Below are 12,551 nucleotides of genomic sequence, written 5' to 3' on the forward strand. Positions count from 1 at the left end.
ACCGATGACCACACAGACCACCGCGACCCAGACGCCCGACCACACCACGGGCGCCGCCACCCACAGCCTGGTGGCCATCCCGCCGCACATCGGCCGCGCCCTCGCCACCGGCGGCGGCGTCCTCACCATCGTCTCCACCTTCCTCGCCTGGACCTGGACCTCCGCCTTCCCCGGCGACCTCACCGTCTACGGCTACCCCGGCGGCCTCCAGGTCCTCGTCCTCATAGGCGGCGCGCTCACCACGCTCCTCGGCCTCGCCTCCTACGGCGTCAAGGGCCTGCGCTGGCTCGTCCCCGGCAACGCCGACAGCGCGCTCAAACTCGCCGCGCTCGGCGCCTTCGCCACCGCCTGGTACACCATCCTCGCCATCAGCTCCAAGCTCGGCGGCCTCGTCAACCTCGAGCCCGGCGGCTGGATCGCGGCGGTGACCACCCTCGTCGCCCTGCTCGGCGCCCTCGCCCTGCCCTTCGAACGACCGGCCACCGACCCGGCCGACCCCGAGGACAGCGCCTGGGAGCAGTACCGCCACAACAGGCGCAACAACCTGACCGTCATCAAGGCCGCCGTCGCCACCGGTCCCGTCACCCCCGCCCGCAAGCTGCCCGCCTACGCCGAAATCCTGATCATCGTCGCGAGCCTCGCCCTCGGCCTGATCGTCTTCACCTACGGCATCGGCACCGAATACGACGAGCAGTTCATCGGCTTCCTCATCACCGCCGGCTTCGGCTTCGGCGCCGCCGCCAAGGCAGGCCTCGCCTCCCGAGTCTCCGCACTCACCGCCAAGCACCGCAACGTGACGATGATCGGCGCGTTCGTCGCAGCCGCCGCCTTCCCCTTCACCCAGTCCGACGACCAGTACGCGACCATCGGCGTCTACATCCTCATCTTCGCCACCGTCGCCCTCGGCCTGAACATCGTCGTCGGCCTCGCCGGCCTCCTCGACCTCGGCTACGTCGCCTTCCTCGGCGTCGGCGCCTACACCGCGGCCATGGTCTCCGGCTCCCCCTCCTCCCCCTTCGACATCCACCTGCCGTTCTGGGCCTCCGCCCTCCTCGGCGCCGTCGTCGCCATGATCTTCGGCGTCATCATCGGCGCCCCCACCCTGCGACTGCGCGGCGACTACCTCGCCATCGTGACGCTCGGCTTCGGTGAGATCTTCCGCATCACCGTCCTCAACATGGACGGCACCTCCGGACCCGACATCACCAACGGCTCCAACGGCATCTCCTCGGTCCCGAACCTCAACATCCTCGGGTTCGACTTCGGCGAGGAACACACCTTCCTCGGCTTCACCATCGCCCGCTTCGCCAACTACTTCCTGCTGATGCTGCTCATCACGCTGGTCGTCGTCATCGTCTTCCGGCGCAGCAGCGACTCCCGCATCGGCCGCGCCTGGATCGCCATCCGCGAGGACGAGACCGCCGCACTCGCCATGGGCATCAACGGCTTCCGCGTCAAGCTCATCGCCTTCGCCCTCGGCGCCGCCCTCGCCGGCCTCGCCGGCACCGTCCAGGCACACGTCACCTACACGGTGACCCCCGAGCAGTACCAGTTCGCCCACGTGGTCCCGCCGAACTCGGCGTTCCTCCTGGCAGCGGTCGTCCTCGGCGGCATGGGTACCATCAGCGGCCCGCTCGTGGGCGCCGCTCTGCTCTACCTCATCCCCGCCAAGCTCCAGTTCCTCGGCGACTACCAACTCCTCGCCTTCGGGCTCGCACTCGTGCTGCTGATGCGCTTCCGCCCGGAAGGCCTCATCCCGAACCGGCGACGCCAGCTCGAATTCCACGAAGAGGCCGAAGCGCCCGCAGTCCTCAGCAAGGCAGGGGCCTGACACACCATGACTACCGACACCACCACCAAGGACACCGCCCCGGGCGCCACCGCCCCCGGCGAGACCGTCCTCGACGCCCGCGGCGTCACCATGCGCTTCGGCGGCCTCACCGCCGTCCGCAACGTCGACCTCACCGTCAACAGCGGCGAGATCGTCGGACTCATCGGCCCCAACGGCGCCGGCAAGACCACCTTCTTCAACTGCCTCACCGGCCTCTACATCCCCACCGAGGGCGAAGTCCGGTACAAGGGCCAGGTCCTGCCCCCCAAGTCGTTCAAGGTCACCGCCGCCGGCATCGCCCGCACCTTCCAGAACATCCGGCTCTTCGCCAACATGACCGTCCTGGAGAACGTGCTCGTCGGCCGCCACACCCGCACCAAGGAAGGCCTCTGGTCCGCCCTGCTGCGCGGCCCCGGCTTCCACAAGGCCGAAGCCGCCTCCCGCGAACGCGCCATGGAACTCCTCGAGTTCGTCGGCCTCGAAGCCAAAGCCGAACACCTCGCCCGCAACCTCCCCTACGGCGAACAGCGCAAGCTCGAGATCGCCCGCGCCCTCGCCAGCGAACCCGGACTCCTCCTCCTCGACGAGCCCACCGCCGGCATGAACCCCCAAGAGACGCGGACCACCGAAGAGTTGGTCTTCGCCATCCGCGACAAGGGCATCGCCGTCCTCGTCATCGAGCACGACATGCGGTTCATCTTCAACCTCTGCGACCGCGTCGCCGTCCTCGTCCAGGGCGAAAAGCTCGTCGAAGGCGACAGCGCCACCGTCCAGGGCGACGAACGCGTCGTCGCCGCCTACCTGGGCGAGCCCTACGAGGACGCACCCGGCAAGGACGAGGTCGCGGAGGTCGAGGCCGCCGAGGCCAACGCCGAGCCCACGACGGACGCCGCGCCCGGCAAGGAGAACGACCGATGACCGCACTGCTCGAAGTCGAGGACCTCCGGGTCGCCTACGGCAAGATCGAAGCCGTCAAGGGCATCTCCTTCAAGGTCGACGCCGGCGAGGTCGTCACCCTCATCGGCACCAACGGCGCCGGCAAGACCACCACCCTGCGCACCCTCTCCGGCCTGCTCAAGCCCGTCGGCGGCCAGATCAAGTTCAACGGCAAGTCGCTGAAGAAGATCCCCGCCCACAACATCGTCTCGCTGGGACTCGCCCACTCCCCCGAGGGGCGGCACATCTTCCCCCGCATGACGATCGAGGACAACCTGCGCCTCGGCGCCTTCCTCCGCAACGACAAACCGGGCATCGAGAAGGACATCCAGCGCGCCTACGACCTCTTCCCCATCCTGGGCGAACGCAGGAAGCAGGCGGCCGGCACCCTCTCCGGCGGCGAACAGCAGATGCTCGCCATGGGCCGCGCCCTGATGTCCCAGCCCAAACTGCTCATGCTGGACGAGCCCTCCATGGGCCTCTCCCCCATCATGATGCAGAAGATCATGGCCACCATCGCCGAACTCAAGTCCCAGGGAACGACGATCCTCCTCGTCGAACAGAACGCCCAGGCCGCGCTCTCCCTGGCCGACCACGGCCACGTGATGGAGATCGGCAAGATCGTCCTGTCCGGCACCGGGCAGCACCTCCTCCACGACGAGTCCGTCCGCAAGGCGTACCTCGGCGAGGACTGAGCCGACCGGACCGAGCCGACGGCCCACGGTCGCAGAACGGCGAGGCCCGCACCCCACTTCTCCGGGGTGCGGGCCTCGCCGTCGTACCAGACCTACCTGGGCGCTCAGCCCTTGGACTTCTTCTCGTCCGCGTCCTGGATGACCGCCTCCGCCACCTGCTGCATCGACATCCGCCGATCCATCGACGTCTTCTGGATCCACCGGAACGCCGCCGGCTCCGTCAACCCGTACTCCGTCTGAAGAATCGACTTCGCACGGTCCACCAGCTTGCGCGTCTCCAGCCGCTGGGTGAGATCCGCGATCTCGTTCTCCAGCTCCCGCAGCTCCGTGAACCGCGACACCGCCATCTCGATCGCCGGCACGACGTCGCTCTTGCTGAACGGCTTCACCAGGTAGGCCATCGCACCGGCGTCCCGCGCACGCTCCACGAGGTCGCGCTGCGAGAACGCGGTCAGCATCAGCACCGGCGCGATGCGCTCCTCCGCGATCTTCTCGGCGGCCGAGATGCCGTCCATCTTGGGCATCTTCACATCGAGGATCACCAGGTCCGGCTGGTGCTCGCGGGCCAGCTCGATCGCCTGCTCACCGTCACCGGCCTCACCGACGAGGCTGTAGCCCTCCTCCTCCAGCATCTCTTTGAGATCGAGCCGGATCAGGGCCTCGTCCTCGGCGATGACGACACGGGTCGTCAGCGGAGGCACGTGCGACTTGTCGTCGTCGGGCGCGTCTACGGGCTGGGGCGACTCGGGGGCGGTCACGGGGGCTCCTCGTTCAGGGCAGGGGTACTGCTGACAAGAGCGTACCTAGCTGCGGTAAGGTGGGGGCACGGCGGGTGACTGCTGACCTTCATATTGAAGGGGCCCCGGTAGCCCAGCGGTAGAGGCCATGGATTCAAAACCCATACAGCGTCGGTTCGAATCCGACTCGGGGCACTATTCCTTCGAATTGAAGGTTGCCACTAAGAAGCGGATGTTCACGTTCTCGTGAACATCCGCTTTTCGCTGCGTGTCGCCGTGGCCTCCCTCCCAAAGTGGCCGCATGTACGACGTCAGCACACGCAAGCGAGCCCTCGCCCTGGTTGCACAGGGTCGCAGCCTGAATTCGGTGAGCCGAGAGACGGGCATCTCCCGTGCCGCGATCCGCTCTTGGCGGCATCGCCTGGAGCCGCTGCCCAGGATGGCACCACCGGACCCCGGCCCACCCGCCGATAACTCGGCCTACGCGTACCTGTTGGGGCTCTATCTCGGCGACGGCTGCATCAGCGCACACCCGCGGGGTGGCTACCACCTGCGGATTGCGTGCGCTGATGCGTGGCCCGGGCTTCTCCAGCAGTGCCGCGAGGCGATCACCAAGGTGCGCCCCGCCGTCGGTGTTTACGCCTTGCAGAAGCAGGGCTGCGTCATGGTGACCTCCTACTCCCGGCACTGGCCGCTCCTCTTCCCCCAACACGGGCCCGGCAAGAAGCACGAGCGCCCGATCGTCCTCGAGCCCTGGCAGCAAGCCATCGTCGACGACCACCCCTGGGACTTCATCCGGGGCCTTATCCACTCCGACGGCTGCCGTATCACCAACTGGACGACCCGCATGGTCGCGGGCGTGCGCAAGCGCTACGAATACCCCCGGTACTTCTTCACCAACGTGTCCGACGACATCCGCCGTCTCTACACCGACACCCTCGACAAGCTGGGTGTCGAGTGGACTCAGTGCACACGCAACGGAAACCCGTTCAACATCTCCGTCGCCCGCAAAGCCTCCGTCGCCCTGTTCGAGGCCTATGTGGGCCCCAAGTACTGACCCGCCCCTACCTGTCGTCCTCCCCGATGTGATGCACCCGCACCAGGTTCGTCGAGCCGGACACCCCCGGCGGGGACCCCGCAGTGATCACGACCACGTCGCCCTTCTGGCAGCGGCCGTACCGCAGCAGCAACTCGTCCACCTGGTCGACCATCGCGTCGGTGGAGTCGGCCGTCGGGCCGAGGAACGTCTCCACGCCCCACGTCACGCTCAACTGCGAGCGGGTCGCCGGTTCCGGGGTGAAGGCCAGGAGCGGGATGGGTGAGCGGTAGCGGGAGAGGCGGCGGGCGGTGTCGCCCGACTGGGTGAAGGCGACGAGGAACTTGGCGTTGAGGAAGTCGCCGATCTCGGCCGCCGCGCGGGCCACCGCGCCGCCCTGGGTGCGGGGCTTGTTGTTCTCGGTGAGGGGCGGGAGGCCTTTGGCGAGGATGTCCTCCTCGGCCGCGGTGACGATCTTCGCCATGGTGCGGACGGTCTGCACGGCGTACTTGCCGACGCTGGTCTCGCCGGAGAGCATCACCGCGTCGGTGCCGTCGATGACGGCGTTGGCGACGTCGGAGGCCTCGGCGCGGGTCGGGCGGGAGTTCTCGATCATGGAGTCGAGCATCTGGGTGGCGACGATGACCGGCTTGGCGTTGCGTTTGGCGAGCTTGATCGCGCGTTTCTGGACGATGGGGACCTGTTCGAGGGGCATCTCGACGCCGAGGTCGCCGCGGGCGACCATGATGCCGTCGAAGGCGGCGACGATGTCGTCGATGTTCTCGACGGCCTGGGGTTTCTCCACCTTGGCGATGACGGGGAGGCGGCGGCCTTCCTCGTCCATGATGCGGTGGACGTCGGCGATGTCCTTGCCGGTGCGGACGAAGGAGAGGGCGATGACGTCGAAGCCGGTGCGCAGGGCCCAGCGCAGGTCGTCCTCGTCCTTCTTGGAGAGGGCGGGGACGGAGACGGCGACGCCGGGGAGGTTGAGGCCCTTGTGGTCGGAGATCACGCCGCCTTCGAGGACGCGGGTGTGGACGCGGGGGCCGTCGACGTCGGTGACTTCGAGGGTGACCTTGCCGTCGTCGATGAGGATGCGTTCGCCGGGGGTGACGTCGGTGGCGAGGCCGGCGTAGGTGGTGCCGCAGCGGTGGCGGTCGCCTTCGACGCCTTCTTCGACGGTGATGGTGAAGGTGTCCGCGCGTTCGAGGAGTACGGGTCCTTCGGTGAAGCGGCCGAGGCGGATCTTCGGGCCCTGGAGGTCGGCGAGGAGGCCGACGCTGTGGCCGGTCTCGTCGGAGGCCTTGCGGACGCGTTGGTAGCGCTCCTCGTGTTCGGCGTGGTCGCCGTGGCTGAGGTTGAAGCGGGCGACGTCCATTCCGGCTTCGACCAGTGCTTTGATCCGGTCGTAGGAGTCGGTGGCGGGGCCCAGGGTGCAGACGATTTTCGCTCGGCGCATGTGTCGAGCCTATGTCTTACCGCCGGGTAGGGCTTTGGCGGCAGGTGGCTGGTCAACGACCTTTGGATGAAGGGTGGTTGACTGGGGTTGAATTGTGCGGGCGGCTGCTCTGATGAGCATGTTTTCCGCTTCCTTGAATTCCCCGAAAGGGTGAATTCACAGGTGTGGGGGGACCATCGTGAATCGTGCGCTCACTTCGGCCTGGAGGTGGATGCGCTGGGGTTCGAGGTCGAGTGGTTCGGGGGCGGTTTCGGTTTCCTGGGCGGTGGCGGACATGCGGATCGTGCGGCGGTCGAAGGCGGATCGGGGGCGGGGGCCGCCCTGGGTGCCGGTGTCGGCGAGTTCGATGAGGGCGGCGACGGTGGTGCCGAGGGCGTCGGCGTATTCGTGTGCTCGTCGTACGGCTTCGTGGACGGCTTGGCGGCGGGCGTCGCGGTGGTGGGGTGAGTCGGGGCGCAGGTGCCACCAGGGGCCGTCGACGCGGGTGAGGTCGAGGTCGGCCAGGCGGGTGGTGAGTTCGCCCAGGGCGGTGAAGTCGGTGAGGTCGGCGGTGAGGTGGACGTGGCCGTGGTAGGTGCGGATGCGTTCGCCTCGGCCGTGGGGGGCGAGTTCCGGGGTGATGGAGAGGGCGCCGGTGGCGATGTGTTCGACGGCGTCGCCGTAGGACTTGACGAGGTCGAGGGCGGTGGCGTTGCGGCGGGTGAGGTCGTCGAGGGCGGTGTGGCGGTCGCGGCCGCGGGCGGTGACGGAGACGCTGATGCGGGCGATCTCCGGGTCGACTTCGAGGGTGGCTTCGCCGCGGACGTGGAGGAGGGGGGCGTGGGGGGTGCCGTGCGGGGTGTGGGGGGCGGCCGGCGTGGTCATACGCCCCACTCTGGCAGGTCTTACCTGGCTATGGGGGTGTGTTCGGGTGTCTGAGGTCACCATTTCGAAACCTCCGGGGCCTGTTGTGGTTCGCCATGCGCAGGTCAGAATCTACGCGCGTCGCCAGTGAGCGCTGTCTGTGCGGTCTGCGTGAGGGCGACGCGAGCGCTGTCTACGCGCGTCATTCACTGTTCTTCGAGGAGCACGACATGCCGTTGAACCGCCGGAAGTTCTTGAAGAAGTCCGCCGTGACGGGAGCGGGTGTGGCGATCGCGGGGGCCGCCGCGGCTCCGGCGGCCCAGGCGGCGGAGGGGAAGAAGCCCTCGAAGCCCGCGAAGCCGGCGAAGCGGTACGCGTTCACCGTGATGGGGACGACGGACCTGCACGGCAACGTCTTCAACTGGGACTACTTCACGGACCAGGAGTTCGACGACAAGGCGCACAACGACGTCGGACTGGCGAAGATCTCCACGCTGGTGAACCGGATCCGTGAGGAGAAGGGCCGCCGCAACACGCTGCTGATCGACGCGGGCGACACGATCCAGGGCACGCAGCTGTCGTACTACTACGCGAAGGTCGACCCGATCACCGCCAAGGGCGGGCCGGTGCACCCGATGGCGCAGGCGATGAACGCGATCGGCTACGACGCGGCGGCGCTCGGCAACCACGAGTTCAACTACGGCATCCCGGTGCTGCGCAAGTTCGAGAAGCAGTGCGATTTCCCGTTGCTGGGCGCGAACGCGCTGGACGCGAAGACGCTGCGCCCGGCGTTCGCGCCGTACAGCATGCACCGGCTGCGCAACCCGCACGGCCCGGACGTGAAGGTGGCGGTGCTGGGGCTGACGAACCCGGGGATCGCGATCTGGGACAAGGCGAACGTGCAGGGCAAGATGACGTTCCCGGGTCTGGAGGAGCAGGCGGCGAAGTGGGTGCCGAAGCTGCGGTCGATGGGCGCGGACGTCGTCATCGTGTCGGCGCACAGCGGTTCGTCGGGGACGTCGTCGTACGGTGATCAGTTGCCGTACATCGAGAACGCTGCGGGTCTGGTGGCGGAGCAGGTGCCGGGGATCGACGCGATCCTCGTCGGGCACGCGCACACGGAGATCGCCGAGTACTTCGTGACGAACAAGCAGACCGGCAAGCAGGTGGTGCTGTCGGAGCCGTTGAAGTGGGGGCAGCGGCTGACGCTGTTCGACTTCGAGCTGGTGTGGGACGACCGCCGTTGGGCGGTCGAGAAGGTGGGCGCGAAGGTCCTGAACTCCAACACGGTGGAGGAGGACCGGAAGATCGTGCGGCTGCTGGGCGACGAGCACGAGAAGGTCGTGGCGTACGTCAACCAGGTCATCGGCACCAACGCGTCGGAGATGCGGTCGGTGGAGGCTCCGTACAAGGACGTGCCGATCATCGATCTGATCAACCACATCCAGGCCGACACGGTGAAGCAGGCGCTGGCGAGCACGGAGTACGGTGCGCTGCCGGTGCTGTCGCAGGCGGCGGCGTTCTCGCGCAGCGCGGTCATCCCGGCGGGCGAGGTGACGATCCGGGACGTGGCGGGTCTGTACGTGTTCGAGAACACGCTGGAGGCGCGTCTGATGACGGGTGCGCAGATGAAGGCGTATCTGGAGTACTCGGCGAACTATTTCGTGCAGACGGCGGCGGGCGCGGCGATCGACCCGGCGAAGTTGACGAACGCGAACGGGACGCCGGACTACAACTACGACGTGGTCAGCGGTCTGACGTATGAGATCGACATCGCCAGGGCGGCGGGGTCGCGGGTGACGAACGTGCGGTTCGGTGGTGCGCCGCTGGCCGATGACGCGCGGTTCGTGTTCGCGGTGAACAACTACCGGGGGAACGGTGGGGGCAACTTCCCGCATGTGGCGGCGGCGAAGCTGCTGTGGTCGAACTCGGACGAGATCCGTAACACCATGATCTCCTGGGTGAAGGCGAAGGGTTCGGTCGACCCGGCCGAGTTCGCGTCGGTGGACTGGAAGCTGACGCGCGACGGTGTGCCGGTGTTCTAGCCGGTGGGTGTCACCGGTGTTCCAGCCGGTGGGTGTCAGATCCCGTCCGTCAGGGGGGTCAGCTCGGCCGGCCTGCGGGTGGGCGGGATCTGGGACCGGTGGTCTTCCAGGCCGAAGGTGGTGAAGGCGGTGCGCTGCGGCAGGGGGTAGTGCTCCTTGCCGGTGAGGGTGTTGAGGACGGTGGCGCTGCGCCAGGCGGCGAGGCCGAGGTCGGGTGCGCCGACGCCGTGGGTGTGGCGTTCGGCGTTCTGGACGTAGACGTGGCAGCCGGCGGCGGTGATGCGGGGGTCGAGGACGAGGCGGAAGTCGGCGTCGACGCGGGGGCGTTCGGCGTTGTCGCGGCGCAGGTAGGGGTCGAGGCCGGCGAGGATGCGGTCGAGGGGGCGTTCGCGGTGGCCGGTGGCGAGGACGACGGCGTCGGTGGTGAGGCGTGCTCGGGTGTTCTGCTGGATGTGTTCGAGGTGGAGTTCGATCCTGGTGGTGGCGATGCGTCCGGCGGTGCGGACGCGGACGCCGGGGGTGAGGACGGCGTCGGGCCAGCCGCCGTGCAGGGTGCGGCGGTAGAGCTCGTCGTGGATGGCGGCGAGGGTGGTGGCGTCGATGCCTTTGTGGAGTTGCCATTGTGCGGCGAGGAGGCGGTCGCGGGCGGCTTCGGGGAGGGCGTGGAAGTAGCGGGTGTGGTCGGGGGTGAAGTGTTCGAGGCCGAGTTTGGAGTACTCCATGGGGGCGAAGGCCTCGGTGCGGCCGATCCAGTGGAGGCGTTCGCGGCCGGTGGGGCGGTGGCGCAGGAGGTCGAGGAAGACCTCGGCTCCGGACTGTCCTGAGCCGACGACGGTGACGTGGTCGGCGGTGAGGAGGGCGGTGCGGTGGCGGAGGTAGTCGCTGGCGTGGACGACGGGGACGCCGGGGGCGTCGACGAGGGGGCGCAGGGGGTCGGGGACGTGGGGTTCGGTGCCGATGCCGAGGACGATGTTCCTGGTGTGGGTGCGGCCGAGGGCTTCGGCTTCTCCGTCGGCGTCGAGTTGGGTGTAGTCGACTTCGAAGGTGTCGCGTTCGGGGTTCCAGCGGACGGCGTCGATCTGGTGGTGGAAGTGGAGTGCGGGGAGGCTGTCGGCGACCCAGCGGCAGTAGGCGTCGTATTCGGCGCGTTCGATGTGGAAGCGTTCGGCGAAGTAGAAGGGGAAGAGGCGGTCGCGGGTTCTGAGGTAGTTGAGGAAGGTCCAGGGGTTGGTGGGGTCGGCGAGGGTGACGAGGTCGGCGAGGAAGGGGACTTGTACGCGGGCTCCGTCGAGGAGGAGGCCGGGGTGCCAGGCGAAGGCGGGGCGTTGTTCGTAGAAGACGGCGTCGAGTTCGGTGAGGGGGTGGGCGAGGGCGGCGAGGGAGAGGTTGCAGGGGCCGACGCCGATGCCGACGAGGTCGCGGGGGGTGTCGGCGTCGGTGGGTGACAGGGTGTTCGGGTGGGGTGACGGGGTGTTCGGGTGAGGTGGGGGCGTGTTCATGTGGGGGTGTGTCCTTCCACCAGGGTGAGGAGGGCGGCCAGGTCGTGGGGCCGGGTGTGGGGGTTGAGGAGGGTGGTCTTGAGCCAGAGCCGGCCGTCGGCGCGGGCCCGGCCGAGGACGGCGCGGCCGTCGGTGAGGAGGCGGCGGCGGATGGCGGCGACGGTGTCGTCGGGGGCGTCCTTGGGGCGGAAGAGGACGGTGGTGAGGGTGGGGGTGTCGTAGAGGTCGAGGGCGGGGCGGGCGCGGACGAGGGCGGCGAACTCCTGGGCCTGGTCGCAGACTTGGTCGACGAGGGCGGCGAGGCCTGCGCGGCCGAGGGTTTTGAGGGTGACGGCGATCTTGAGGATGTCGGGGCGTCGGGTGGTGCGGGGTGAGCGGCCGAGGAGGTCGGGGAGGCCGGCGTCGGTGTCGTCGTCGGCGTTGAGGTAGTCGGCGCTCTGGTGGAGGGCGGTGAGGTCGGCGGGTTCGCGGGTGGCGAGGAGGCCGGCGGCGACGGGTTGCCAGCCGAGTTTGTGCAGGTCGAGGGTGACGGTGTGGGCGGTGTCGAGGCCTGCCAGTTTGGGCCGGTGGCGGTCGCTGAACAGCAGGCCGCCTCCGTAGGCGGCGTCGATGTGCAGTCGGGCGTCGTGGGCTCGGCAGCGGGCGGCGATGCCGGGGAGGGGGTCGATGAGTCCCGCGTCGGTGGTGCCGGCGGTGGCGGCGACGAGGAGGGGGCCCCTCAGGCGGCTGAGGGTCTCGTCGAGGGCCGTGGGGTCGAGGAGGCCTGCGGGGGTGGGGACGGCGACGGGTTCGGGCAGGCCGAGGAGCCAGGCGGCGCGGGGCAGGGAGTGGTGGGCGTTGGCTCCGTGGACGAGGCGGAGGCGGGGGCCGTGGCGTTCGCGGGCGAGGAGGAGGGCGAGGTGGTTGGACTCGGTGCCGCCGGTGGTGACGAGGGCGTCGGTCATTCCGGCTTCGTCGGCGAGGGTGCGGGTGACGAGGGCTTCGAGGGCGGAGGCGGCCGGGGCCTGGTCCCAGGAGTCGAGGGAGGGGTTGAGGACGGAGACGGCGAGGTCGGCGGCGGTGGCGACGGCGAGGGGCGGGCAGTGCAGGTGGGCGGCGCACAGGGGGTGGGCGGGGTCGGCTGCGCCTTCGGCGAGGGCGTGGACGAGGGTGGCGAGGGCGTGGGGGTCGCCGTGGTCGGGGAGGACGTCGCCGACGGCGTCGTGGAGTCTGCGGGCGACGGCTGCGGGGCCGCCGGCGGGGAGGGGGCCGCCGCGGGCGCGGGCTCCGGCGTCGAGCGCGTCGAGGACGGTGTCGAGGAGCGGTCGTAGCGCGTGGCTCCCGGTGGGGCCTGAGGCGAGCGGCGGGGTGCCCATGGTGCCCTCCGGGCGGGCGCGGATCAGACGGGGTACCAGCTTGTACGGGGATGTGGAGACAGGCCCGAAAGAGCGACGATCGGTACCCGAAAGGGGGTACCGATCGTCGCGGAGC

General features: G+C 69.0%; 10 protein-coding genes and 1 tRNA gene. 6 read left to right on the plus strand and 5 right to left on the minus strand.

Going from position 1 to position 12,551, the window contains the following annotated elements:
• Positions 1 to 4 precede the first annotated feature (4 nt).
• Genes ACFYX4_RS01140 through ACFYX4_RS01150 form a run of 3 tightly spaced genes read left to right on the plus strand, consistent with a single transcriptional unit; the run spans position 5 to position 3,462 of the window.
• Positions 5 to 1,831: a branched-chain amino acid ABC transporter permease gene (locus ACFYX4_RS01140; RefSeq protein ID WP_389323760.1), complete on the plus strand. Its 1,827-nt coding sequence runs from the start codon at positions 5 to 7 to the stop codon at positions 1,829 to 1,831.
• Between the two features lie 6 nt (positions 1,832 to 1,837).
• Complete coding sequence (locus tag ACFYX4_RS01145; RefSeq protein ID WP_389323763.1) at positions 1,838 to 2,749, plus strand: ABC transporter ATP-binding protein; 912 nt, start codon at positions 1,838 to 1,840, stop codon at positions 2,747 to 2,749.
• Positions 2,746 to 3,462, plus strand: a complete 717-nt coding sequence (locus ACFYX4_RS01150) for an ABC transporter ATP-binding protein (RefSeq protein WP_389323766.1) — start codon at positions 2,746 to 2,748, stop codon at positions 3,460 to 3,462. Before ACFYX4_RS01145 ends, ACFYX4_RS01150 begins: the two co-directional genes overlap by 4 nt.
• Before the next feature lie 104 nt (positions 3,463 to 3,566).
• Here ACFYX4_RS01150 and ACFYX4_RS01155 read toward each other — a convergent pair whose 3' ends face one another.
• Positions 3,567 to 4,220 carry an ANTAR domain-containing response regulator gene (locus ACFYX4_RS01155; RefSeq protein WP_389323769.1) on the minus strand — a complete coding sequence of 218 codons (654 nt, stop codon included), beginning with the start codon at positions 4,218 to 4,220 and terminating at the stop codon, positions 3,567 to 3,569.
• 101 nt (positions 4,221 to 4,321) lie between these two features.
• On the opposite strand from ACFYX4_RS01155, the gene ACFYX4_RS01160 reads away from it, so the two are divergent.
• A tRNA-Leu gene (locus ACFYX4_RS01160) sits at positions 4,322 to 4,394 on the plus strand.
• 106 nt (positions 4,395 to 4,500) lie between these two features.
• Positions 4,501 to 5,256: a helix-turn-helix domain-containing protein gene (locus ACFYX4_RS01165; RefSeq protein ID WP_389323772.1), complete on the plus strand. Its 756-nt coding sequence runs from the start codon at positions 4,501 to 4,503 to the stop codon at positions 5,254 to 5,256.
• Between the two features lie 7 nt (positions 5,257 to 5,263).
• On the opposite strand, the gene pyk is transcribed toward ACFYX4_RS01165, so the two are convergent.
• On the minus strand, positions 5,264 to 6,694 hold the full coding sequence (gene pyk / locus ACFYX4_RS01170) for a pyruvate kinase (protein ID WP_389323775.1): 1,431 nt from the start codon (positions 6,692 to 6,694) through the stop codon (positions 5,264 to 5,266).
• A 156-nt stretch (positions 6,695 to 6,850) separates the two neighbouring features.
• Positions 6,851 to 7,558 carry an SIMPL domain-containing protein gene (locus tag ACFYX4_RS01175; RefSeq protein ID WP_389323778.1) on the minus strand — a complete coding sequence of 236 codons (708 nt, stop codon included), beginning with the start codon at positions 7,556 to 7,558 and terminating at the stop codon, positions 6,851 to 6,853.
• Between the two features lie 209 nt (positions 7,559 to 7,767).
• Here ACFYX4_RS01175 and ACFYX4_RS01180 point away from each other — a divergent pair, with 209 nt between their 5' ends.
• Positions 7,768 to 9,582 carry a bifunctional metallophosphatase/5'-nucleotidase gene (locus ACFYX4_RS01180; protein ID WP_389323780.1) on the plus strand — a complete coding sequence of 605 codons (1,815 nt, stop codon included), beginning with the start codon at positions 7,768 to 7,770 and terminating at the stop codon, positions 9,580 to 9,582.
• 35 nt (positions 9,583 to 9,617) lie between these two features.
• Here the strand turns inward: ACFYX4_RS01180 and ACFYX4_RS01185 are convergent, their stop codons facing one another.
• Together ACFYX4_RS01185 and ACFYX4_RS01190 are read right to left on the minus strand one after the other, a co-directional pair.
• A complete protein-coding gene (locus ACFYX4_RS01185; RefSeq protein ID WP_389323783.1) occupies positions 9,618 to 11,081 on the minus strand; it encodes a lysine N(6)-hydroxylase/L-ornithine N(5)-oxygenase family protein in 1,464 nt (487 codons plus the stop codon).
• Positions 11,078 to 12,436 carry a pyridoxal phosphate-dependent decarboxylase family protein gene (locus ACFYX4_RS01190; RefSeq protein WP_389323786.1) on the minus strand — a complete coding sequence of 453 codons (1,359 nt, stop codon included), beginning with the start codon at positions 12,434 to 12,436 and terminating at the stop codon, positions 11,078 to 11,080. Before ACFYX4_RS01190 ends, ACFYX4_RS01185 begins: the two co-directional genes overlap by 4 nt.
• Positions 12,437 to 12,551 lie beyond the last annotated feature (115 nt).

Source organism: Streptomyces sp. NPDC002328, from assembly GCF_042890065.1.
In the GTDB taxonomy this organism is placed as follows: domain Bacteria; phylum Actinomycetota; class Actinomycetes; order Streptomycetales; family Streptomycetaceae; genus Streptomyces.